Below are 22,409 nucleotides of genomic sequence, written 5' to 3'. Positions count from 1 at the left end.
GCGGGCTTTTTCTTGGCGGCTGACGGCGATCAGAACGCCGGGACCACGGCACCCTTGTACTTGTCGGCAATGAATTTCTTCACTTCCGGGGTGTGCAGAGCCTTGGCCAGCTTCTGCAGGTCGGCGTTGTCTTTCTTCTCGCTGGTGGTCACCAGAATGTTCACGTACGGCGAGTCGGAGCCTTCGATCGCCAGGGCGTCCTGGGTCGGATTGAGGCCGGCTTCCAGGGCGTAGTTGGTGTTGATCAGGGCCAGGTCGACCTGGGCCAGGACGCGCGGCAGGGTGGCCGCTTCCAGTTCACGCACCTTGATGCCCTTCGGGTTCTCGGCGATGTCCTTGACGGTGGCGGTGATGCCGGCGTCGGCCTTCAGCTTGATCACACCGGCCTTCTGCAGCAGCAGCAGGGCGCGGCCGCCGTTGGTGGCGTCGTTGGGGATTACGACCTGGGCGCCTTGCGGCAGATCGGCGAGCTTCTTGATCTTGCTGGAGTAGGCGCCGAAGGGCTCGACGTGCACGCCGGCGATGCTCACCAGCTGGGTGCCACGCGAGGCATTGAACTCGTCCAGGTACGGCTGGTGCTGGAAGAAGTTGGCGTCCAGGCGGCCTTCGGCGACCTGCACGTTCGGCTGCACGTAGTCGGTGAAGACCTTGATCTTGAGGTCGACGCCTTCCTTGGCCAGGGCCGGTTTGACCAATTCGAGGAGCTCCGCGTGCGGCACGGCGGTGGCCGCGACGCTGATCTCGCCAGCCTGGGCGGCGGCGGAGGTGAGGGCCGCAGCGGCGGCCAGGGCAGTCAGCAGTTTCTTCATGTTCAGCTCCTTGTGGGATATGGCGCGGGGTTCGACGGGTGGCCGGTCGCCCGCTGTTCTAGGTGGTGCGAATTGATTACTTGCGCGAGAAGTGGATGACCAGTTTGTCGCCGACCATCTGTAGGACCTGCACCAGGATCAGCAGGAGGATGACGGTCACCGCCATCACGTCCGGCTGGTAGCGCTGGTAGCCGTAGCGCACGGCCAGGTCGCCGAGGCCGCCGCCGCCGATCAGGCCGCTCATGGCGGTGTAGGAGACCAGGGTGATGGCGGTCACGGTGGTGGCCGCGATCAGTCCCGGCAGCGCCTCCGGCAGCAGGGCGCGGAAGATGATCTGCAGGGTGCTGGCGCCCATCGCCTGGGTCGCCTCGATGATGCCGCGATCCACCTCTCTCAAGGCGGTCTCCACCAGACGGGCGAAGAACGGCGTGGCGCCCACCACCAGCGGTGGGATGGCGCCGGCGACGCCCAGCGAGGTGCCGGTGATCAGCACGGTCAGCGGGATCATCAGGATCAGCAGGATCACGAACGGCACCGAGCGCAGCACGTTCACCACCAGCGACAGCACGCCGTACAGCGCGCGCTGCTCGAACATCTGCCGCGGGCCGGTGAGGAACAACAGCACGCCCAGGGGAAGCCCCAGAAGTACGGTAAATAGCGTGGCGCCGCCGAGCATATGGAGGGTGTCGAGGCTGGCGTAGCCGATCTCCTCCCAGTCGACATTCGGTAGCCAGTTGGCCAGCAGTTGCTCGAGCATCAGCGCAGTACCTCCAAGTGCACGTCGGCGGCGCCGAAGCGCGCCAGCGCGGCGTCGATGTCGCCGCCGGTCAGGGCCAGGGTCAGCTGGCCGTAGGGCGTGTCCTTGATGCGGTCGATGCGCCCGGCAAGGATGCTGTAGTCGACCCCGGTCTCGCGGGCCACGGTGCCGAGCAGCGGCGCGTAGGTGGCGTCGCCCTGGAAGGTCAGGCGCAGGATCCTGCCGCTGACATGGGCGAAGTCGTCGCGCTGCTCGTTCTCGTCGATGTGCTCGTCTTCCTGCACGAAGCGGCGCGTGGTCGGGTGCTGCGGGTGGAGGAACACCTGGGCCACCGGGCCCTGCTCGACTATGGTGCCGGCGTCCATCACCGCCACTTGGTCGCAGACCCGGCGGATCACGTCCATCTCGTGGGTGATGAGGACGATGGTCAGGCCCAGCTCGCGGTTGATCTCGGCCAGCAGCTGCAGGACCTGGCCGGTGGTCTGCGGATCGAGGGCGCTGGTGGCCTCGTCGCACAGCAGGATCTTCGGTCGGGTGGCCAGGGCGCGGGCGATGCCGACGCGCTGCTTCTGACCGCCGGACAGCTGCGCCGGGAACTTGTTGGCGTGATCGCTGAGGCCGACGCGGGCCAGCAGTTCGGCGACGCGCTGGGTGATCTGCTCGCGACTCAGCTCGCCGGCCAGCTCCAGGGGCATGGCCACGTTGGCGGCGACGGTCTTCGACGACAGCAGGTTGAAGTGCTGGAAGATCATCCCGACCTGGCGGCGGAAGCGGCGCAGACCGTTGGCATCCAGCGCGGTGACATCTTCGCCATCGATCTCGATGCGACCGCCGCTGGGTTCTTCCAGGCGGTTGATCAGGCGCAGCAGGGTGCTCTTGCCGGCGCCGGAGTGGCCGATCAGGCCGAACACCTGGCCGCGCTCGACGCGCAGGCTGGTGGGCTGCAAGGCGGGCACATCGCGCCCGGCGACCCGATAGGTCTTGTTGACGTGGTGAAACTCGATCACGGAGCGAACCTTGTGGGTACGTTAAAGGCTGTCTGCCGGCGTGGAGGTGGGACCGGCGATTTCAGCAAGCGTAGGCGGTTGGCCGAAAGCCGCGCATTTTAGCCGCTTTGTTTATGCGCTCTTAGTCTTTATTGGCCTGAATTGTTTTCAGAAGGGAATAAGAGCGAAACGGCCGCCTCGTGGGCGGCCGTGGTGACACAACTGGCAATCAGCCGTTGCTTTGCGGGCTCAGCACCAGGCGCGGCTCCTGATCCGGCTTCAATACCGGCGAGAACTGCGGGGCGAAGGCCGGGTCGAGCTTCTTGATCCGCGCCGAGAGCAGGGCGGCGACGAAGGGATAGTCCTTGGCCTCGCGCACTTCCAGGCGCACCGCGCAATCGAAGGCCACCACGTCGGCGGCCACCTGGTCCAGCAGGTTGCGCAGGCTGTCGCGATCATTGGCATCGAGCATCGGCATGGGCACGCTGCTGCTGGCGGCCGCCGGATCGATCAGGCGTGCACGGGGCGCGGCGGCCACGGCCGGCTTGGCGGCTTCGACCTTGGCGACTGCAGGCGCTGGGGCGGCGGCAGGTTGCGCGGTTGCGGCCTGCTGGGCACGGGCCTCGCGTTCGGCGGCGGCCTTTTCCTCGGCCAACTTCTGCTGGCGGGCGCGCTCGGCCTCCTTCTTGGCGATAATCGCCTCGGCTTCCTGCAGGCGGCGCTCGACGTCCTCGCGACGCTCTGCGGGGTTCTCGACCACGGCGGCCACCGCCGGCTTGGCCGCGACCTTGGCCGGAGCCGGAGCGGGGGCGGGGGCTGGCTGCGCTTGCGGTTTGGCTGCGGCCACTGCTGCCGGCTTGGCACCGCTCTCGGCGGCGCTGGCGGCCAGGCTGGCCTGGTATTCCTGCTTCAGCGCCGGGGAGGCCGCGCTCAGGTGTTGCTGGCCTTGGCTCAGGGTGGCGTTGGCTGCGGCGGCGTTGCCGGCCTGCAGCTGCTGGCGGCCCTGTTTCAGGTAGGCATTGGCCAGCTCGCGCTGGTATTGGCCGATGCGTACATCGTTGCTGGCGGTGTGCTGGCGCAGGGTATTGAGGCCGCTCTCGGCGGCCTGCAACTCACCGCGGGAGATCTGTGCGGAGATCTGGCTGAAGTCCTTTACCAGTTCATCCACGGTCCAATATTCGGCACGGGCTTCGCCCAGCAGCAGGCCGAGGCCGAGCGCGGCGAGATAACGATAGCTTCCCTTGTTCATCATGTGACCCGTTGGTTTCGGTGCGTTTTGGATTGGGCAAAAAACGCCCAATGCTAACGGGCCCGACGGGGCAGGGCAAAGCCTATGAGGAAAATTGCTGCCGCTGATACCACGATAGAAGGCCCGGCTGGCGTGTCCTGGAACCAGGAAAGGCTCAAGCCCGCGGCTACCGCGAGCATGCCGAGCAAGCTGGCGCCGATCGCCATTTGTTCCGGAGTGCGCGCATGGCGCTGGGCGGCGGCGGCCGGAATGATAAGCAGCGAGGTGATCAGCAGCACCCCGACTATCTTCATGGCCACCGCGATGACCACCGCGATCAGCAGCATCAGCGCCAGGCGCAGGGCCGCCACCGGCAGGCCTTCGACCCGCGCCAGCTCTTCGTGCACGGTGATCGCCAGCAGGCGCCGCCACAACGGCAGCAGCAGGGCCAGGACCAGGGCGCAGCCGCCGAGAATCCAGGCCAGGTCGCCGCTGCCGACGGCCAGCAGGTCGCCGAACAGATAGCCCATCAGGTCGATGCGCACCTCGTCCATGAAGCTCAGCACCACCAGCCCCAGCGACAGGGTAGTCGGCGCCAGGATGCCGAGCAGGGTGTCCGAGGCCAGCGCCTGGCGCTGCTGCAGGGCGACCAGCAGGACGGCGAGCAGCAGGCAGCCGACGGTGACCGCCAGAGTCGGGCTGAGGTCGAGCAGGAAGCCCAGGGCCACGCCGAGCAGGGCGGCATGCGAGAGGGTGTCGCCGAAGTAGGCCATGCGCCGCCACACCACAAAGGAGCCGAGCGGGCCGGCCACCAGGGCCAGGGCCAGGCCGGCGAGCAATGCGTTGAAGAGGAAATCGGGCATCAGTGCTTGCACCCCGGGCCGTGCACGTGGGCCGGGCCGTGGATGGTCAGGCCGGGCGCCTCGACCACCGCGCCGTGCAGGTCGTGGCTGTGGTCGTGGTGGTGGTGGTAGATGGCCAGGCTCTTGGCGTCCTGGCCGAACATCTCGACGAAGGCCGGGTCGTTGCTGACCTGTTCCGGGTGGCCGGAGCAGCACACGTGGCGATTCAGGCAGACCACCTGGTCGGTGGTGCTCATCACCAGGTGCAGGTCGTGGGACACCATCAGCACGCCGCAGCCGTGGCGGTCGCGCAGGCGGGTGATCAGGCGGTACAGCTCTGCCTGGCCGGCCACGTCAACGCCCTGCACCGGCTCATCGAGCACCAGCAGCTCCGGCTCGCGCAGCAGGGCGCGGGCCAGCAGCACACGCTGTAGCTCGCCGCCGGAGATGCTCTGCAGCGGGCTGTCCAGCACCTGCTCGGCGCCGACTTCGGCCAGCGCGGCCATCGCGGCAGCGCGATCCACGCCCGGCACCAGGCGCAGGAAGCGCAGCACCGACAGCGGCAGGGTCGGCTCCACGTGGAGCTTCTGCGGCATGTAGCCGACGCGCAGGCGCGCCTTGCGCTGCACGCTGCCGCGGTCGGGCTTGAGCAGGCCGAGCACGGTGCGTACCAGGGTGGTCTTGCCGGCGCCGTTGGGGCCGATCAGGGTGACGATCTCGCCGGGGCGCACGGTCAGCTGCACGTCCTGCAACATCGCCTGGCCGGCGAAGCCGACGCCGACGCCGTCGAGATGGATCAGCGCCTCGCTCATCGCGGACCCTGGCAGCCGGCGCACAGGCCTACCACTTCGACGGTCTGGCTCTCCACGGTGAAGCCGACCTGGCTGGCGCCGCTGACGATGGCCTGGCTGATCGACGCCTGTTCCAGTTCGATGGCGGTGTGGCAGCTGCGGCAGATGAGGAACTGGCCCTGGTGCAGCTCACCAGGGTGCACGCAGCCGATAAAGGCGTTGAGCGATGCGATGCGATGCACCAGGCCGTTCTCCAGGAGGAAATCCAGGGCGCGGTACACGGTGGGCGGCGCGGCGCGGCGACCGTCCTCGTCGCTCAGCACGCCGAGGATGTCGTAGGCGCCCAGCGGCTTGTGGCTGGCCCAGACCAGCTCCAGCACGCGCTTGCGCAGCGCGGTCAGGCGCGTGCCCTGCTTGGCGCACAGCGCCTCGGCCTCGGCCAGGGCGGCGGCCACGCAGCGCGAATGATCGTGCGGCAGGCAGGCCAGCGGGGTGTTGTCGGTCAGCGGCTTGAACATGACGAGGGACGTCCGGGTGAAGAGACGTTATTCTATAACTCTTTTTCTGCCGAGTCTTGCCGTCGTGTCGCGTCTGTTCGTTGTTCTCGCCTTCTCCCTGCTCAGCCTGGCCGCTCAGGCCGAGGTCCGCGTGCTGACCAGCATCAAGCCGCTGCAACTGATCGCCGCCGCCGTGCAGGGCGATCTCGGCCAGCCCGAGGTGCTGCTGCCGCCGGGCGCTTCGCCGCACCACTTCGCCCTGCGTCCGTCGGACGTGCGCCGGGTGCAGAGCGCCGACCTGCTGTACTGGATCGGCGCGGACATGGAGACCTTCCTGCCGCGCGTGCTGAGCGGCCGCGAGCTGCCGAGCGTGGCCGTACAGGACCTGCCGGGCCTGACCCTACGCCACTTCGGCGAGGGCAAAGGCGAGCATCGGCACGACGAGCATGGCGCGGACGAGCACGACCACGAGCATCGCACCGGCAGCCTGGACGCCCACCTGTGGCTGCTGCCGGCCAATGCGCGGGTGATTGCCGCGAAGATCGCCGCCGACCTGTCCACTGTTGACCCGGCCAATGCCACGCGCTATCGGGCCAACCTGCAGGCCTTCGAGCAACGCCTGTCCGCCGCCGATGCGGCGCTCGAGGCCCGTCTGGCGCCGCTGGCCAGCAAGCCGTTCTTCGTCTTCCACCAGGCCTTCGACTACTTCGAGTCCGCCTACGGCCTGCAGCATGCCGGTGTCTTCACCGCCGCCAGCGAGGTGCAGCCGGGCGCGCGCCATGTGGCGGCGATGCGTGAACGGTTACAGGCCACCGGTCCGGCCTGTGTGTTCAGCGAGCCGCCGCTGCGCCCGCGCCTAGCGGACACCCTGTCCGCCGGCTTGCCGGTGAAGCTGGCCGAGCTGGATGCGCTGGGTGCCAAGGCCGCGAGTTACGAACAGCTGCTGACCGATCTGGGCCGCGGCCTGGCCGGCTGCCTGGAAAGCCTCTGAGGAGTGAACATGCGCAAGGGATGGCGCTGGCCGGCGGCGACGCTGGTGATGATGGGAGTCGGTGCGCTGGTGGGTTACCAGGCTGCGCGCTGGCAGGCTGGGTTGCAGGACATCCTGTGCCCCGGTGATTTCCGCGATTACCGCACCGAGGTGGCCCTGCACGATGGCGGTGGCCTGCAGCTGCCGGCGGGCACGCGACTGCGTGTGCGCTTCTGCGAGTACAACGCCCAGGCGCAGCTGGAGCTGCTGATCGACAAGAGCGAGTTCGGACGGCTGCAGCCGGTGGACAACCCGCGCGGCGAGCGCTGGCTGTACAACCTGCAGCCGGCCTCAGAGGGCGAACGGTAGCGGCAGTCTGACCTGCTGGCGGTGCGCCAGACGGCGCTGGAATTCGGCCGGGTCCTTGACCAGCACATCGCGGCCCTGGAAGCGGCGGGCGGCGATCAGCCTTGAGAGCCAGAAGCGCAGGCAGGCGATGCGCAGCATGGCCGGCCACAGCTCGGCCTCGGCGCGGGTGAACGGGCGTAGCGCGGCGTAGGCGCCGAGCAGGGCGCGGCCGCGGGCCAGGTCCAGATCGTCGTCGGCCTGGGAGCACCAATCGTTGAGGGTGATCGCCAGGTCATAGAGCATCGGCCCCGAGCAGGCGTTGTAGAAGTCGATCACCCCGGCCAGCTGATTGCCGTCGAACAGCGCGTTGTCGCGGAACAGGTCGGCATGCAGATTGGCCCGCGGCAGGGCGAGGATGCGCGCCTTGAGCTCGCCCACCTCGTGCAGGCTGTCGCGCAGCAGCGGCAGCTGCTCGTCGTGCAGCTCCAGGGCCAGTACCGGGCCCTCTTCCAGCATCCAGTCGAGACCGCGGTCGCTGCGCCGTTCGAGGATGTTGTCGCGGGTCGCCAGATGCAGGCGTGCCAGCCAGGTGCCGACTTCCGCGCAGTGGTGGGCGTTGGGCTGGCTGACGTGCTTGCCGGCCAGGCGCGGTTGCAGGATGGCCGGCTTTTCCGCCAGTTCGCGCAGCGCCTCGCCATTCTGCGTCGGCACCGCGTAGGGCACCGGCAGGCCGGCCTGGTGCAGGCGTTCGAGCAGCGCGATGAAGAACGGCATGTCGGCCCGCGGACCACGCTCCACCAGAGTCAGCACGAACTCGCCACCGTCCAGGCTGACGAAGAAATTGCTGTTCTCGGTGCCGGCGGCGATGCCGCGGAAATCCTTCAGACGGCCCAGGCCGTAGGGTTCGAGGAAAACTTCCAGTTCATGGCGTTCGAGGGGCGTGAAGACCGACATGGCGTTTTACCAGCTGAAGATTTCCCAGGCGGGAATCAGCATGTCCGGTTGATCGGAGCGGATGAAGTTGCCTTCGCTGCCGTCGGCGCGCACCAGGAAGTACGGCTTGCCGTTCTTGGGCGTGACCTTGATGGCGTAGAGGAAGCCGTTCTGCCGGTACTCGGTGATGGTCTTGTCGCCATCCTGGCGGATGGTCACGTCCGGGTCGCCGGTGACTTCGTCCTCGGCCAGGGCGAGCGCGGGGCTGGCGGCCAGCAGGGTGGCCAGAGTCAGGCGGGTGAGCAGGCGCATGGTAACCTTGTCCCTTTCTTCAGGTTGATGCGCACATTCTAGCGCTCGCCCCCGGCAAAAGGTTGATCTCGCGTATGTCCAACGCCCCTCTGGTTCTGGTCGATGGCTCCTCGTATCTGTACCGCGCCTTCCATGCCCTGCCGCCGCTGGCCACCTCCAAGGGTCTGCAGACCGGCGCGGTGAAGGGCGTGCTGAACATGCTCAAGAGCCTGCGCAAGCAGTATCCGGACAGCCCCTTCGCCGTGGTCTTCGACGCCAAGGGCGGCACTTTCCGCGACGCCATGTTCGCCGAGTACAAGGCCAACCGCCCGCCGATGCCGGAGGACCTGCGTGGCCAGGTCGAGCCGCTGCACGCCAGCGTGCGTGCGCTCGGCTACCCGCTGCTGTGCGTCGAGGGTGTGGAGGCCGATGACGTGATCGGCACCCTGGCGCGCCAGTGCGCGGCCCTCGGCCGCGACGTGGTGATCTCCACCGGGGACAAGGACATGGCCCAGCTGGTCTGCCCGCACGTCACCCTGGTCAACACCATGACCGGCAGCGTCTACGACATCGATGGGGTGAAGGCCAAGTTCGGCGTCGGCCCCGAGCTGATCATCGACTACCTGGCGCTGATGGGCGACAAGGTCGACAACATTCCCGGCGTGCCGGGCGTCGGCGAGAAGACCGCGCTGGGCCTGCTGGTCGGCGTCGGCGGCGGCCTGGAGGTGCTCTACGCCAACCTCGACAAGGTGCCCGAGCTGCCGATCCGTGGCGCCAAGACCCTGCCGGCCAAGCTGGCCGAGCACAAGGACATGGCCTTCCTCTCCTATCAGCTGGCGACCATCAAGACCGACGTCGAGCTGAACATCCAGATCGACGACCTGCATCCCGGCGAGCCGGATCGCGAGGCGCTGCTGCAGCTCTACACCGAGCTGGAGTTCAAGAGCTGGCAGGACGAGCTGCTGCGCGAGAAGGCCAAGAACCCGCCGGCCCCGCCGATCAGCGGCGGCCTGTTCGACGAGGGCCCGCTGAGCGAGACGCCGGCCGTGGCCAGCAACTACGAGACGGTGCTGGAGCAGGCGCAGTTCGATGCCTGGCTGAAGAAGCTGGAGCAGGCCGAGCTGATCGCCTTCGACACCGAGACCACCAGCCTCGACCCGCAGCAGGCCCAGGTGGTCGGCGTGTCGTTCGCCGTCACCGCCGGCGAGGCGGCCTACGTGCCGCTGGCGCATTCCTATATGGGCGTGCCCGAGCAGCTCGACCGCGACGCCGTGCTGCGCGCGCTCAAGCCGATTCTCGAGGACCCGGCCAAGGCCAAGGTCGGCCAGCACGCCAAGTACGACATGAACGTGCTGGCCAACGCCACCTCGCCCATTGAGATGCAGGGCCTCGCCTTCGACACCATGCTCGAGTCCTATGTGCTGGATTCCACGGCGACCCGTCACGACATGGACAGCCTGGCGCTCAAGTATCTCGAGCACAGCACCATCCGTTTCGAGGACATCGCCGGCAAGGGCGCCAAGCAGCTGACCTTCGACCAGATCGCCATCGAGCAGGCCGGCCCCTACGCGGCCGAGGATGCTGATGTGACCCTGCGTCTGCATCAGACCCTGTGGGCCAAGCTGTCGGCGACGCCGGCGCTGGTCAAGGTGCTCAAGGAGATCGAGATGCCGCTGGTGCCGGTGCTGGCGCGCATCGAGCGCAACGGCGCGCTGGTCGACGCCAAGCTGCTCGGTCAGCAGAGCCTGGAGCTGGGCGAGAAGATGATCGGCCTGGAGCGCGAGGCCTATGCCATCGCCGAGCAGGAGTTCAACCTCGGTTCGCCCAAGCAGCTCGGCGCCATCCTCTATGAAAAGCTCGGCCTGCCGGTGCTGAGCAAGACCGCTACCGGCCAGCCGTCCACCGCCGAGAATGTGCTGGCCGAGCTGGCCGAGCAGGACTACGAGCTGCCCAAGGTGATCATGCAGTACCGCTCGCTGAGCAAGCTGAAGAGCACCTACACCGACCGCCTGCCGGAGCAGATCAACCCGCGCACCGGGCGCATCCACACCAGCTACCACCAGGCGGTGGCGGCCACCGGGCGGCTGTCGTCGACCGACCCGAACCTGCAGAACATCCCGATCCGCACCGCTGAGGGCCGGCGCATCCGCCAGGCCTTCGTGGCGCCCAAGGGCTACAAGCTGATGTCGGCGGACTACTCGCAGATCGAGCTGCGCATCATGGCCCACCTGGCCAAGGACGAGGGCCTGCTGGATGCCTTCCGCCACGACCGCGACGTGCACCGCGCCACCGCCGCCGAAGTGTTCGGGGTCGAGCTGGAGCAGGTGACCAACGACCAGCGGCGCAGCGCCAAGGCGATCAACTTCGGCCTGATCTACGGCATGAGCGCCTTCGGCCTGGCCAAGCAGATCGGCGTCGACCGCAAGCAGTCCCAGGCCTATATCGACCGCTACTTCGCCCGCTATCCCGGGGTGCTGGCCTACATGGAGCGCACCCGTGAGCAGGCCACCCAGCAGGGCTATGTCGAGACCCTGTTCGGCCGCCGTCTGTACCTGCCGGATATCCACGCGAAGAACCCGGCGCTGCGCAAGGGCGCTGAACGCACCGCGATCAACGCGCCGATGCAGGGCACGGCGGCGGACATCATGAAGCGCGCGATGGTCGCCGTGGACCAGTGGCTGCCGCAGTCCGGGCTGGATGCGAAAGTCATCCTGCAGGTTCACGACGAACTGGTGCTGGAGGTGCGCGAGGATCAGGTGGAGGCGCTCAGGGCGGGTCTGCTGCCGCTGATGAGCGGTGCCGCGGCGCTGGATGTGCCGCTGGTGGTCGAGGCCGGGGTGGGCGACAACTGGGACGAGGCGCATTGATCGGCTGCGGCATAAGGTCGCACGTCTTATGCCGCTTTTCGAATTTATCACCGCATGCTTATGGCAATGCGATTTAAGAAAAACTGAACTAACCGCCAGATTGGCCAGTCAGAGATCACGAATGGCATGCGTGCCTTTCGATGCTCCTAGCTGTGTTTTAGTGTTGGCAGATCTCTGAACCCCGCCCTAGCGGTTCAGAATTGAACCCCGGTCTTCTCCCTCCCCATACGAAGCCCGGGGTTTTTTTTGCCCGCGATTTTCTGCGTGTCGGCCACGTCAGTCGACGCAAGCGGCGGCAAAGGTTGCCTGCGACTCAAGCCTGTTCGCCGGCCTCTTCCTCGTCCTCGATCAGCCCCAGCCACTGGGCCAGCACCAGCTGTGCCTCCTCCACGCCCATGCGCTTGGGAGCCGAGAACAGCTGGATGCTGGCGACGTCGTCGCCCCACTCCTTGCGGATCTCCTGACGCACCTTGAGCAGGGCATTCTTGGCGGCGCCGAAGGTCAGCTTGTCGGCCTTGGTCAGCAGGATATGCAGCGGCATGCCGCTGGCCTTGGACCAGTCCAGCATCATGCAGTCGAACTCGGTCAGCGGGTGGCGGATGTCCATCATCAGCACCAGCCCGCACAGGCTCTCGCGGCTGCCCAGGTAGGCTTCCAGGTGCTTCTGCCAGTGCTGCTTGAGCGGGATCGGCACCTTGGCGTAGCCGTAGCCGGGCAGGTCGACCAGGCGGCGCTCATCGTCCAGGCGGAAGAAGTTGAGCAACTGGGTGCGCCCCGGTGTCTTCGAGGTGCGCGCCAGGCTGGCGTGGGTCAGGGTGTTCAGCGCGCTCGACTTGCCGGCATTGGAGCGGCCGGCGAAGGCCACTTCCAGGCCCTGGTCGTCCGGGCACTGGTCGACCTTGGCGGCGCTGATGAGGAAGGTTGCCTGCTGGCACAGGCCGAGAATGGGATTCTTGGATGACATGGGGAGTCCGTATGGGCGGGGAGCCGGAGCGCTCGGCGACGGCCCGGGAGGCCCCGGGGCGCGGCATGCTGTCGCTTCCGTTTCAGCGACGCCAGTATATAATGCCGCAGATTTTGTGTGCGCTTTGTCCTTCCGCCGGGAACGAGACAGAACACGCTGCGCGACTAGACGCAGGCCGTTCCCTCCCTGATGAGGTTAGGCTATGAATAAAGTGCTGATCGTCGGCGCGGCGTTGCTGTGGTTGTCGGGTGCCGCGAATGCGGCGCAGGATCCCGAAGCGGTTTATGCCAAGGCCTGTGCGGCCTGCCACAATGGTCAACTGCCGATGGCGCCCAAACGAGGCGACAAGGCAGCTTGGGAACCACGCGTGGCCAAGGGTATGGACGCGCTGGTGCTGAGCGTCACCAACGGTTTGAATGCCATGCCACCCCGTGGCCTGTGCATGGATTGCAGTGCCGAGGACTACCAGGCCGTCATCAAGTTGATGAGCGAGTAGTCCCGTAAGAACCTAATTACCTCTAGCCGTTATTGGATTAGCTGATGAACAAAGTACTCGTGAGTCTCCTGTTGAGCCTGGGTGTCTCCGTGGCCGCGCAAGCCGCCGACGCTGGCAAGATCGTCGGCGATGCCGAAGCCGGCAAGGCCAAGACGGCTGTCTGTGGCGCCTGCCACGGTGCCGACGGCAACAGCGCCGCGCCGAACTTCCCCAAGCTGGCCGGTCAGGGCGAGCGTTACCTGCTGAAGCAGCTGCACGACATCAAGGCCGGCTCCTCGCCGACTGCCGAGCCGGGCGTTGGCCGTAAGGTGCTGGAGATGACCGGTCTGCTGGACAACCTCAGCGAGCAGGATCTGGCCGACATCGCAGCCTATTTCGCTTCCCAGCAGATGAGCGTCGGCGCCGCCGATCCCAAGCTGGTCGAACGTGGCGAGGCTCTGTTCCGCGGCGGCAAGATCGCCGAGGGCATGCCGGCCTGCACCGGTTGCCACTCGCCGAACGGCGCCGGCCTGGCGGCTGCCAGCTTCCCCAAACTGGGCGGCCAGCATGCGACTTACGTGGCCAAGCAGCTGACCGACTTCCGCGAAGGCAACCGCACCAACGACGGCGACGCGATGATCATGCGCGCCATCGCCGCCAAGCTGAGCAACAAGGACATCGAAGCGGTATCCAGCTACATCCAGGGCCTGCACTAAGAACCCGATTACGATCTGCTGCGCGTCGGAAAGACTGCGTTGAAAGCGGCTTCGGAATGCTCATTTACGACATGTAAACTCCGCTTCCTCAGCCGCTTCCGCCTTGTCTTTCTCTAGCCCGCGAGATCGTAAACGAGTTCTGTGCAGCGCTGACAAGCGGAAACAAAAGGGTGGCCACGGCCACCCTTTTTCGTTGGTGCTGCCGCTACAATGCCGGAACCCGCCGCTGCGCCGCCGGTCGAACCGAGCCGCGTCCGCCTGCGCGGTTCCCATCGTCAAGGAGTTCTGCATGCGTAACCTGATTCTCAGCGCCGCCTTCGCCAGCCTCAGCCTGCTGGGCCTGGGCGCCCAGGCCGAGAGCATCGAAGCCGGCCGCCAGTACGCCGAGCTGAGCAGCCCGGTACCGGTTTCCCAGCCGGGCAAGATCGAGGTGGTCGAGCTGTTCTGGTACGGCTGCCCGCACTGCTACCAGTTCGAGCCGACCCTCAACCCCTGGGTCGAGAAGCTGCCGGAAGACGTCAACTTCGTGCGCATCCCCGCCCTGTTCGGTGGCCTGTGGGACGCACACGGCCAGATGTTCATCACCCTCCAGTCCATGGGTGTGGAACAGAAGGTTCACCATGCGATCTTCGAGAAACTGCATGGCAATCCCAAGCAGCTGCAAACTCCGGAAGAGATGGCCGAGTTTCTCGCCAGCCAGGGCGTGGACAAAGACAAGTTCATCAGCACCTTCAACTCATTCGCCGTCAAAGGCTTGATGGGCAAGGCCAAGCAGCTGGCGAAGTCCTACCAGATCACCGGCGTGCCGGTGCTGATCGTCAACGGCAAGTACCGTTTCGACGTGGGCTCCTCCGGTGGTCCGAAAGAGACCCTGGGCGTCGCCGACTTCCTGATCCAGAAAGAGCGTTCCGCCAACTGAGTACCTAACCATGCTGCGCCGCTGGAGTTCCGGGCGTTCCGCGGGCCTGCGCCAGACGCAGGTCAACGGTCTTTGCGCGGACTCCGGCAGCCACTGTGGCGATGGCCGCCTGCGCCTGCTCAGCTTCAACATCCAGGTCGGCATCAGCACCGAGCGTTACCATCACTACCTGACCCGTGGCTGGCAGCATCTGCTGCCGCACCCTGGCAGGGCCGGCAATCTGCAACGGATCGGCGCGCTGCTCGGCGACTATGACCTGGTCGCCCTGCAGGAAGTGGATGGCGGCAGCCTGCGCTCGGGCTACGTCAACCAGGTCGAGCGCCTGGCCGAGCTAGGCGCCTTCCCCTACTGGTACCAACAGCTCAATCGCAACCTCGGCCGCCTGGCCCAGCACAGCAATGGCGTGCTCAGCCGGCTGCGTCCCGACCAGCTGGAGGATCACCCGCTACCCGGCCCGCCGGGGCGCGGCGCCGTGCTGCTGAAGTTCGGCGAGGGCGCGGATGCGCTGGTGGTGATCAACATGCACCTGGCCCTGGGGCCGCGTACCCGCACCCGCCAGCTGGCCTACGTGCGCGAGCTGATCGACGGCGCTCGCCACGTGGTGCTGATGGGCGACATGAACACCCACGCCATCGATCTGCTGCAGCACTCGCCGCTGCGCGACCTGGGCCTGGTCGCCCCGCAGATCGACGCGACCTTTCCCAGCTGGCGTCCGCAGCGCTGTCTGGATCATATTCTGCTGAGTCCGGAGCTGGTGCTGGAGCGGGTCGCCGTGCTCAGTCAGCCGATCTCCGATCATTTGCCGGTGGCGGTGGATATCCGCCTGCCGACCGGCCTCAACCTGCCTATGCTGTAGTGGCTTTGCCACTGGATCGCCACCATGACCGATGATGCCCAGCGCTGGAAAGCCAAGTACCTGGAGAGCCTGGAGCAGCAGGAGCTGCAGGAGCAGCGCTGGAACGAGCGTCTCGACCTGCTGCGCCGCGGCCTGGTGCGCAGCTCCCTGGCGGCCGAGGGCAGCGACAAGGCGGTGGACCAGTGCATGCAGGAGCTGCGTGACCTGATCCGCAGCGAGCAGATGGACAACGGCCTCTCGGCCCTGATCCCGCGCCTGGAGAAGGCGGTACTGGACTCCGAGCACCGCCGCCAGCAACGGGTCGAGCAGAACGTCGCCGGCATCACCGGGCTGACCCAGCAGCTGCTGGCGCTCGATCCGCCGCGCGAGGTGCGCAAGGCACTCAAGCAGTTCTCCAAGCGCATCGAGGAGCGCGCCAGCCAGTCTCGCGAACTGCCGGCGTTGCTGGCCGAACTGAGCAGCCTGCAGGGCAAGACCCTGAGCGTGCTGGGCAGCGATCAGGTGGCGCGCCCCGGCCTGCTGCAACGCCTGTTCGGCGGCCGCGACGAGGCGCGCGGTGATGCGCCGACCGAGCAGCCCAAGACACAACCCGCCAGCGAGCAGGACTTCGAACTCGAGGACGATGAGCCACCCGCGCAAGCCACCCCGGCGCCGGCTCAGGCGGCGCCCGTTGTCGAACCGGCTCCGATGGCCCCCGCAGCGCCACAGCCGGCAGCCTCTGCCAACCCCGTTGTCGTTGAGCAGACCATCGAGCGGGCCGAGCCCGGCCAGCCGCAGCCAGCCGCCGCTCCATCGGCAACCCGCGCCGCGCCTTCGGCTGCCAGCCTGGACAGCCTGCCGCTGGACGCACGCATCATCACCGGCGACGGCGACCCCGCCTTCGCCCTGCCCGAGCGTCCGGAGCCGGGCTACAGCGCCGTGGCGCCACATATCGCCGACAGCCTGCTGGGCCTGCTCGACGAGCTGGAGCTGCCGGAGCACCACCAGCCCCAGGGCGAGGCCCTGCGCGAGCGCATGCGTGGCGGCTTGAACTGGTACGAGCTGGTGCCGCTGCTGGACGACCTGGCGGTGCTGGTGCTGGCCGTCACCGACAGTGGTCAGCGCGAGTTCGCCGGCTATCTCAAGCAGCTCAACGAGCGCCTGGCCGCCTTCCTCGGCACCCTCACCGAGGCCCACGAGGGCTACAGCGAGTCGGTGGAGAGCGCGCGCAACTTCAACCAGGAACTGCGCGACCAGGTCAGCGGCTTGCAGGCCAGCGTGCAGGAGGCGGTCGACCTGCCCAGCCTCAAGCGCGCCCTGGAACAGCGCCTGGACGGCCTGCTCAGCACGGTGGGCGATCACCAGCGCCAGCGCGAGGGGCGCGAGGAAGAAGTAGCGCAGCGCCTGCGCGCATTGTCCCAGCGGGTCGCCGAGATGGAGCAGGAGGCCCAGGGTTTCCGCGATCACCTCGAGGAGCAGCGACAGAAGGCCCTGACCGATCCGCTCACCGGCCTGGCCAACCGCGCCGGCTGGGCCGAGCGCCTGGAGCTGGAGGTGGCGCGCTGGCGCCGCTACGGCGGCGAGCTGCTACTGGCGGTGCTCGACATCGACCACTTCAAGCGCATCAACGATGGCTATGGTCACCTGGCCGGCGACAAGGTGCTGAAGATCATCGCCGGCGAGCTGCTCAAGCGCCTGCGCAAGACCGATTTCCTCGCCCGCTTCGGCGGCGAGGAGTTCGTCCTGCTGGTGCCGAGCACGCCGCTGGAGGGCGGCCAGCAGCTGCTGGAAACCCTACGCGGTGCCATCGAGTCCTGCCCGTTCCACTTCCGTGGCGAGCCGGTGACCATCACCTTATCGGGCGGTCTGACCGCCTTCCTGCCCGGCGAGAGCAGCGAGACCGCCTTCGGCCGCGCCGACCAGGCGCTGTACAAGGCCAAGCGCCAGGGACGCAACCGCGTCGAGCTGGGCTAGCCCAGGCCCTCGGTGATCGGGCGCTAGGCCGCGCTCGGCAGATAAGGTTTCCAGTCCTCCGGAATACGCTCCAGGCGCGGATAGCCCATGGCATCCAGCTGCAGATGCGGCAGCAGGAACGGCGTGTGCCGCAGGTGCTGCGGCACGTCGCGCAGCTCCGGCAGCCACAGGCTGACGTAAGCGGCGCTGGGGTCGTACTGGCGGGCCTGGCGCAGGGCGTTGGCCAGGTGCTGGCGATGCGGGTCGCTGGCGACGCCGGCCAGGTAGGCCCAGTTGCCCCAGTTGCTGGCCGGGTCGTAGTCGAGCAGATGTTCCTCGAACCAGGCGGCGCCGTGCCGCCAGTCCTGCTGCAAGTTGCCGACCAGGTAGCTGGCGACTATCTGCCGGCCGCGGTTGGACATGAAGCCGGTGGCGGCCAGCTCGCGCATGTTGGCGTCCACCAGGGGCATGCCGGTGCGCCCCTGGCACCACTGTTCGAAGCGCTCATCCAGCTGCTGTGGCGCGCGTGCCGTGGCCTTCAGCCCGTCGGCGCGGAACAGCGCCTCGCCGTGGCGCACCAGGGTCCAGCGGAAGAACTCGCGCCAGAGCATTTCCTGCCACAGGGCGCGGGTCGAGTCGTTCTGCCCGTACTGCGACTCGTGACGGCGCAGCTCGGCCACAACCCGCCGCGGCGAGAGTGCGCCGTTGGCCAGCCAGGGCGAGAGTTTGGACGAGTACTCGCTGCCGATCATGCCGTTGCGTGTCTCGCGATAGCTGCGCACGCCCTGGGTCAGCCACAGGTAGTCGCGCAGGCGTGCCTGGGCCGCCGGCTCGCCGCCGGAGAAGGGGAAGGCGCTGTTGGGTACGCTGAGCGGCTCGCCGAGGCCGAGCTGAGACAGGCTGGGCAAGGCGGCGAAATAGGCGCTGGCGTTGTCCGGCAGGGGCGGCAGGCGCATTGCCGCCGGGCGCGGCTGGAAGACCGGCAGGCGCTGCTCGATGCGCTCGCGGAACTGGCTGAACACCTGCGGCAGTTCGCTGGGCGCACAGGGCAGGTCGGCGGCGTGCAGCAAATTATTGCCCGGCAGTTCGCGCAGCTGTGCCGGGCCGAGTGCCTGGCACAGGGCTTCGAGCTGGGCGCGCGACTGCGGCGCGATCTCCTCCAGGGTCAGTACCTCGTCGAGGTCGAGCTGCTCGGCCAGGCGCGGGATCAGCTGCTCGGCCTGGCCCTGCAGCACCAGCAGGCCAGAGCCACGCTGGCGCAGCTCGCCGTCCAGGGCGGCCAGGCTCTCCATCAGGAAGCGCGCGCGGTGCACGCCGAGGCGGCGGCAGCCGAGCGGGCCGGGTTGCAGCAGGTCGGGGTCGAACACGTACAGCGGCAGTACCCGGTCGGCGTCCATGGCGGCCTGCAGGGCCGGGTGGTCGTCGAGGCGCAGATCCTGCTTGAACCAGAGCAGCACGCGGTGCATGGCGTCATCCTCGAGGAGGCATGAATTGACGATACGACTGCTATGACCGCCGCGCATGGCCGTTTGTCCCCGCACCGCTTCCTCGTGTCCGAAGTGTCGAGCGATTGTGACGGACTTCGCATTTGCCGGCCGCGCAGACGAGCGTGACGGCGGCGGATAAACTGTGAGCATTCCACGAGGAGCGCTACATGGACATTTTCGGCATCGCCGTGCTGATCTTTCTGGTCACCGATCCGTTCGGCAATATCGCCATCTACCTGGCCGCCCTGAAGAACGTCGCGCCCGAGCGGCGCATGCGCGTGGCCCTGCGCGAGCTGCTGCTGGCCCTGGCGCTGCTGATGGTGTTCCTCACCTTCGGCGACAAGATCCTCAGCGGCCTGGGCCTGTCGCGCGAGGCCACCGCCATCGCCGGCGGCATCATCCTGTTCGTCATCGCCATGCGCCTGATCTTCCCGCGTCCCGAGGGCGTGCTGGGCGACCTGCCGGACGGCGAACCGCTGCTGGTGCCGCTGGCCACGCCGGCGGTGGCCGGGCCCTCGGCCCTGGCCGTGCTGATGACCCTGCGCAGCACCTACGAGGGGCCGCTGTGGGAGCTGTATCTGGCCGTCGGCCTGGCCTGGCTGGCTACCGCCAGCATCCTGCTGCAGGCCTCCTGGCTGCAGAAGTTCCTCGGCCCTCGCGGCCTCACTGCGGTGGAGCGCCTGACCGGCATGCTGCTGATCATGCTGAGTGTCGACATGTTGCTGGACAACCTGCAGAGCGTTCTGCACATCGCCCCCTGAGGTACACTGCCGCCCCGACCTGCCGTGCCGATCCCGATGAGACTCGCCGCCCTCGCCCTGTTCGCCCTGCTCCTCGCCGGCTGCGCCAGCGGCCCGCAGATTGACGACAGCCTGCGCGCCCAGGGCCAGAGCAGCCGCGTGCAGTACATCGTGCTGCACTACACCTCCACCGACCTGGTGCGCTCGCTGGCGCTGCTGACCCGGGGCGAAGTCAGTGCCCACTACCTGATCGACGATGGCGCCGCCAAGGTCTATCGCCTGGTCGACGAGGACCGCCGCGCCTGGCACGCCGGCGACAGCGAATGGCAGGGTCGCACCTGGCTCAACGCCAGCACCATCGGTATCGAGCTGGTCAACCAGGGCTACTACGAGGGGCCGGCCGGGCGCTACTGGCAGCCCTATGGCGAGGCGCAGATCCAGGCGCTGATCGCCCTGATCAAGGACCTGGTCAAGCGCCACGACCTGCCGATCGACAGCATCATCGGCCACAGCGACATCGCCCCCCAGCGCAAGGTCGACCCCGGCCCGCTGTTCCCCTGGAAGCGCCTGGCCGATGCCGGTCTGATCCGTTGGCCGGAGGCCCCCGCCGTGGCCCGCGAACAGGCGCGCTTCGCCGCCGCGCCGCCGGACATCCTCTGGTTCCAGCAGCAGTTGCACCAGCTCGGCTACCCGGTGCCGCGCACCGGCCTGCTCGATACGGCCACGCGCAACGTGCTGATCGCCTTCCAGATGAAGTACCGCCCGGCCCGTTATGACGGCGAGGCGGACGCCGAGAGCGCGGCGATCCTGCAGGTGCTCAACCAGCGCTGAGGTTTGCGCACACCGTCTGTCGCGTGCGCTGCGTGCACGCCAGCGAAGCCGCATCAGGCGCAGCCGCTGCGCTATACCTGAAGGGTTCCCTACGGAGCCCAACCCATGTCCCTCAGCCTGCGCCGCCTGCTCTTCCGCCCCTGGCCGGCGGCGCTATTGGCTACCTGCCTCGGCGTCCTGCTGTTCGGCCTGGCCGGCCTGTGGCTGGCCAACAACCAGGCCCAGCGCGCCGAGGCCGAGCGCCTGCAGGTGCAGGGCCAGCGCTTTCTGCAGCGCATCGAGCAGATCTTCGGCCAGCTCGGCGCGGCCCTCGACGAACTGGAGCAGCAACCCCTGCGCGGCTGCGACCTGGCCATGGTGGAGACCCTGCGCCGCGTGGTGTTCCAGCACCGCTTCGTCTACGAGGCGGCCTTTATCGGCGGCGACCAGCGCTGCTCCTCCTCGCCGCGGCGCAGCTCGCTGGGGCCGGAGCGGGCGCCGGACCTGGAGGGCGAGCGCCAGCGCTACTGGCTGAACACCACCACCCAGCCGGATGACGACCTGGCCGCGCTGGTGGTCGGGCGCGGCTACTTCCGCCTGTCCACCTCGCGCGGGCACCTGGCCGACATGGTCGAGCTGCCGGCCGGTGGCAGCCTGATGATAGTGCCGCGCGATGGCGCCAAGGCCCTGCCGATCCTCGGCCCGGCGCAGCCCTGGCCACCGGCCGCGCAATGGCCGCAGGACCAGGACCTGCAGCTGACCCCGGGCCAACTGATTTACCGCATGCCGACCAACAGCCCGGACTTCGACCTGGTGCTGTTCGCCGACCGCAGCCTCCTTCAGCAGCGTCTGCGTGAGGGGCTGTTCGGCTGGTTGCCGGTGGCCCTGCTGCTGGCCCTGCTCGCGGGCCTGAGTACCTATCACCTGGTCAGCTACCGGCAGTCCCTCGGTGGTTCGCTGACCTCTGCCCTGCGCCGCCGTGCCCTGCGCGTGCGCTACCAGCCGATCTTCGATCTGGAGAGCCGCCGCTGCGTCGGTGCCGAGGCCTTGGTGCGCTGGCGCCGGGCCGACGGCAAGCTGCTCGGCCCCGACCACTTCATCCCTATGGCCGAGAGCAGCGGGCAGATCCGCGAGATCACCGACTACATGCTGGAGCAGGTGCTGGTGCAACTCGGCGACCTGCTGCGCCAGCAGCCGGGGCTGTATATCTCGATCAACCTGGCCGCCTGCGACATCGCCGAGCCGCGCATCAGCGTGCTGGCCGCCCGCCTGCTGCTGCAGCACCGGGTCGCGGCGGGGCAGATCGCCTTCGAGGTCACCGAGTCGGGCCTGGCCGATATCCAGGCGGCCAAGGGCGTGCTGGCGCAATTGCGCGAGAGCGGCCACCGGGTGCTGATCGACGACTTCGGCACCGGCTATTCCAGCCTGGCCTACCTGCAGGAGCTGCCGGCCGACGTGCTGAAGATCGACAAGTCGTTCGTCGACGCTCTCGGCCATGACGCGGCCAGCAGTGGGGTGGCGCCGCACATCATTCAGATGGCCGCTGCGCTGCAGTTGAAGGTGGTGGCCGAAGGCATCGAGCACGAGGCTCAGGCGGTGTTCCTCGCCGCCCAGGGCGCCCAGTGCGGGCAGGGCTGGCTGTTCGCCAAGCCGCTGACCGCGCGCCAGTTCCGCCGCTTGCTGGAACGTCAGGCCGGCTAGGTCGGCGGCGCCAGGCAGCCGATCAGCCGCGAGTCAGCCAGGGCCGCCGTGCGGTGCACGGTGGCGGCCTGGTACTCGGCATCGGCGAGCATGCCGAGAAAGGCCTGGGGTGAGGGATAGCGCACCAGCAACACCTCGTCCCACTGCTCGCCGGCCGGCGCGATCAGCGCCGCCTTGGCCTGGGCCAGCAGCTGCACGTTGCCGCCCACGCTGCGCACTTTGGCCAGCGCCGTGCGGCTGTAGCGCGCATAGGCCTCGCGGCCGCTGCAGGGGGTGTGAAGGCTATCCGCCGGGTAGGTGGCCTCGGCGTGGTAACGCAGCAGGTTGAGCATCAGGATCGGCTGGTCCGCGGGCATGTCGGCGGCGAAGGCGGCCAGTTGCTCGCGGCTGGGGTTGATGCTGGACATGGCGATCTCCGCAAATGACTGCGGCCAGCCTGGAGGGGCTGGCCGCAGTGGTCAATCGTCATCCACGGGCCGCATGGCCCGCC

The 22,409-nt window shown here is 67.8% G+C and carries 23 protein-coding genes; 11 read left to right on the top strand and 12 right to left on the bottom strand.

Annotated elements, in window-relative coordinates; genetic code table 11:
• Positions 1-29: 29 nt before the first annotated feature.
• The 7 genes from OH686_RS12000 to OH686_RS11970 form a co-directional block, all read right to left on the bottom strand.
• Positions 30-809: a MetQ/NlpA family ABC transporter substrate-binding protein gene (locus OH686_RS12000; protein ID WP_289532823.1), complete on the bottom strand. Its 780-nt coding sequence runs from the start codon at positions 807-809 to the stop codon at positions 30-32.
• A gap of 76 nt (positions 810-885) precedes the next feature.
• Positions 886-1,566, bottom strand: a complete 681-nt coding sequence (locus OH686_RS11995) for a methionine ABC transporter permease (protein WP_289532822.1) — start codon at positions 1,564-1,566, stop codon at positions 886-888.
• Entirely contained in the window at positions 1,566-2,573 is a 1,008-nt protein-coding gene (locus OH686_RS11990; RefSeq protein WP_289532821.1) for a methionine ABC transporter ATP-binding protein, read from the bottom strand. The genes OH686_RS11995 and OH686_RS11990 overlap by 1 nt, the downstream gene beginning before the upstream one ends.
• Before the next feature lie 208 nt (positions 2,574-2,781).
• A complete protein-coding gene (locus OH686_RS11985) occupies positions 2,782-3,801 on the bottom strand; it encodes a hypothetical protein (protein WP_289532820.1) in 1,020 nt (339 codons plus the stop codon).
• A 53-nt stretch (positions 3,802-3,854) separates the two neighbouring features.
• Positions 3,855-4,643, bottom strand: coding sequence for a zinc ABC transporter permease subunit ZnuB (gene znuB / locus OH686_RS11980; RefSeq protein WP_289532819.1), 789 nt, complete (start codon positions 4,641-4,643; stop codon positions 3,855-3,857).
• A complete protein-coding gene (gene znuC / locus OH686_RS11975) occupies positions 4,643-5,434 on the bottom strand; it encodes a zinc ABC transporter ATP-binding protein ZnuC (protein WP_289532818.1) in 792 nt (263 codons plus the stop codon). Before znuC ends, znuB begins: the two co-directional genes overlap by 1 nt.
• Entirely contained in the window at positions 5,431-5,931 is a 501-nt protein-coding gene (locus OH686_RS11970) for a Fur family transcriptional regulator (protein ID WP_192398914.1), read from the bottom strand. The genes znuC and OH686_RS11970 overlap by 4 nt, the downstream gene beginning before the upstream one ends.
• Positions 5,932-5,995: 64 nt before the next feature.
• Here OH686_RS11970 and OH686_RS11965 point away from each other — a divergent pair, with 64 nt between their 5' ends.
• Together OH686_RS11965 and OH686_RS11960 are read left to right on the top strand one after the other, a co-directional pair.
• The gene (locus tag OH686_RS11965; protein ID WP_289532815.1) at positions 5,996-6,901 is read left to right on the top strand and encodes a zinc ABC transporter substrate-binding protein; all 906 of its coding nucleotides are present in this window, start codon (positions 5,996-5,998) and stop codon (positions 6,899-6,901) included.
• A 9-nt stretch (positions 6,902-6,910) separates the two neighbouring features.
• A complete protein-coding gene (locus OH686_RS11960; protein WP_289532814.1) occupies positions 6,911-7,249 on the top strand; it encodes a hypothetical protein in 339 nt (112 codons plus the stop codon).
• Here OH686_RS11960 and OH686_RS11955 read toward each other — a convergent pair.
• Entirely contained in the window at positions 7,232-8,182 is a 951-nt protein-coding gene (locus tag OH686_RS11955) for a homoserine kinase (protein ID WP_137973846.1), read from the bottom strand. The genes OH686_RS11960 and OH686_RS11955 overlap by 18 nt on opposite strands.
• A gap of 6 nt (positions 8,183-8,188) precedes the next feature.
• Complete coding sequence (locus tag OH686_RS11950; protein ID WP_137973845.1) at positions 8,189-8,473, bottom strand: DUF2782 domain-containing protein; 285 nt, start codon at positions 8,471-8,473, stop codon at positions 8,189-8,191.
• 74 nt (positions 8,474-8,547) lie between these two features.
• Between OH686_RS11950 and polA the strand changes: the two genes are divergently transcribed.
• Positions 8,548-11,319: a DNA polymerase I gene (gene polA / locus OH686_RS11945; RefSeq protein ID WP_289532812.1), complete on the top strand. Its 2,772-nt coding sequence runs from the start codon at positions 8,548-8,550 to the stop codon at positions 11,317-11,319.
• Between the two features lie 313 nt (positions 11,320-11,632).
• On the opposite strand, the gene yihA is transcribed toward polA, so the two are convergent.
• The gene (yihA, locus tag OH686_RS11940) at positions 11,633-12,283 is read right to left on the bottom strand and encodes a ribosome biogenesis GTP-binding protein YihA/YsxC (protein WP_289532810.1); all 651 of its coding nucleotides are present in this window, start codon (positions 12,281-12,283) and stop codon (positions 11,633-11,635) included.
• 202 nt (positions 12,284-12,485) lie between these two features.
• Between yihA and OH686_RS11935 the strand changes: the two genes are divergently transcribed.
• From OH686_RS11935 to OH686_RS11915, 5 genes are all read left to right on the top strand, one after another.
• Positions 12,486-12,779: a c-type cytochrome gene (locus OH686_RS11935; protein WP_289532808.1), complete on the top strand. Its 294-nt coding sequence runs from the start codon at positions 12,486-12,488 to the stop codon at positions 12,777-12,779.
• Positions 12,780-12,823: 44 nt separating this feature from the next.
• Complete coding sequence (locus OH686_RS11930) at positions 12,824-13,474, top strand: c-type cytochrome (protein ID WP_289532806.1); 651 nt, start codon at positions 12,824-12,826, stop codon at positions 13,472-13,474.
• Between the two features lie 289 nt (positions 13,475-13,763).
• On the top strand, positions 13,764-14,393 hold the full coding sequence (locus tag OH686_RS11925; RefSeq protein ID WP_137973840.1) for a thiol:disulfide interchange protein DsbA/DsbL: 630 nt from the start codon (positions 13,764-13,766) through the stop codon (positions 14,391-14,393).
• 10 nt (positions 14,394-14,403) lie between these two features.
• Positions 14,404-15,249 (top strand): endonuclease/exonuclease/phosphatase family protein, encoded by an 846-nt coding sequence (locus OH686_RS11920; RefSeq protein WP_289532803.1) that lies wholly within the window; start codon positions 14,404-14,406, stop codon positions 15,247-15,249.
• Positions 15,250-15,273: 24 nt separating this feature from the next.
• Complete coding sequence (locus tag OH686_RS11915; RefSeq protein ID WP_289532801.1) at positions 15,274-17,202, top strand: GGDEF domain-containing protein; 1,929 nt, start codon at positions 15,274-15,276, stop codon at positions 17,200-17,202.
• Positions 17,203-17,225: 23 nt separating this feature from the next.
• On the opposite strand, the gene OH686_RS11910 is transcribed toward OH686_RS11915, so the two are convergent.
• The gene (locus tag OH686_RS11910) at positions 17,226-18,647 is read right to left on the bottom strand and encodes a DASH family cryptochrome (protein ID WP_289532799.1); all 1,422 of its coding nucleotides are present in this window, start codon (positions 18,645-18,647) and stop codon (positions 17,226-17,228) included.
• 188 nt (positions 18,648-18,835) lie between these two features.
• On the opposite strand from OH686_RS11910, the gene OH686_RS11905 reads away from it, so the two are divergent.
• The 3 genes from OH686_RS11905 to OH686_RS11895 all read left to right on the top strand — a co-directional run bounded on the left by OH686_RS11905 (position 18,836) and on the right by OH686_RS11895 (position 21,919).
• Positions 18,836-19,429, top strand: a complete 594-nt coding sequence (locus tag OH686_RS11905; protein ID WP_289532797.1) for a MarC family protein — start codon at positions 18,836-18,838, stop codon at positions 19,427-19,429.
• A 36-nt stretch (positions 19,430-19,465) separates the two neighbouring features.
• The gene (locus OH686_RS11900) at positions 19,466-20,239 is read left to right on the top strand and encodes an N-acetylmuramoyl-L-alanine amidase (protein WP_289532796.1); all 774 of its coding nucleotides are present in this window, start codon (positions 19,466-19,468) and stop codon (positions 20,237-20,239) included.
• A 105-nt stretch (positions 20,240-20,344) separates the two neighbouring features.
• Positions 20,345-21,919, top strand: coding sequence for an EAL domain-containing protein (locus OH686_RS11895; protein ID WP_289532795.1), 1,575 nt, complete (start codon positions 20,345-20,347; stop codon positions 21,917-21,919).
• Here OH686_RS11895 and OH686_RS11890 read toward each other — a convergent pair.
• Positions 21,916-22,326: a DUF1330 domain-containing protein gene (locus OH686_RS11890; RefSeq protein WP_289532794.1), complete on the bottom strand. Its 411-nt coding sequence runs from the start codon at positions 22,324-22,326 to the stop codon at positions 21,916-21,918. The genes OH686_RS11895 and OH686_RS11890 overlap by 4 nt on opposite strands.
• Positions 22,327-22,409: the final 83 nt, after the last annotated feature.

The organism is Pseudomonas sp. SO81, assembly GCF_030374125.1.
Lineage (GTDB): Bacteria > Pseudomonadota > Gammaproteobacteria > Pseudomonadales > Pseudomonadaceae > Aquipseudomonas.
Note: the sequence above shows the minus strand (reverse complement) of the source record. Positions and strands in the feature narration are given on the sequence as shown.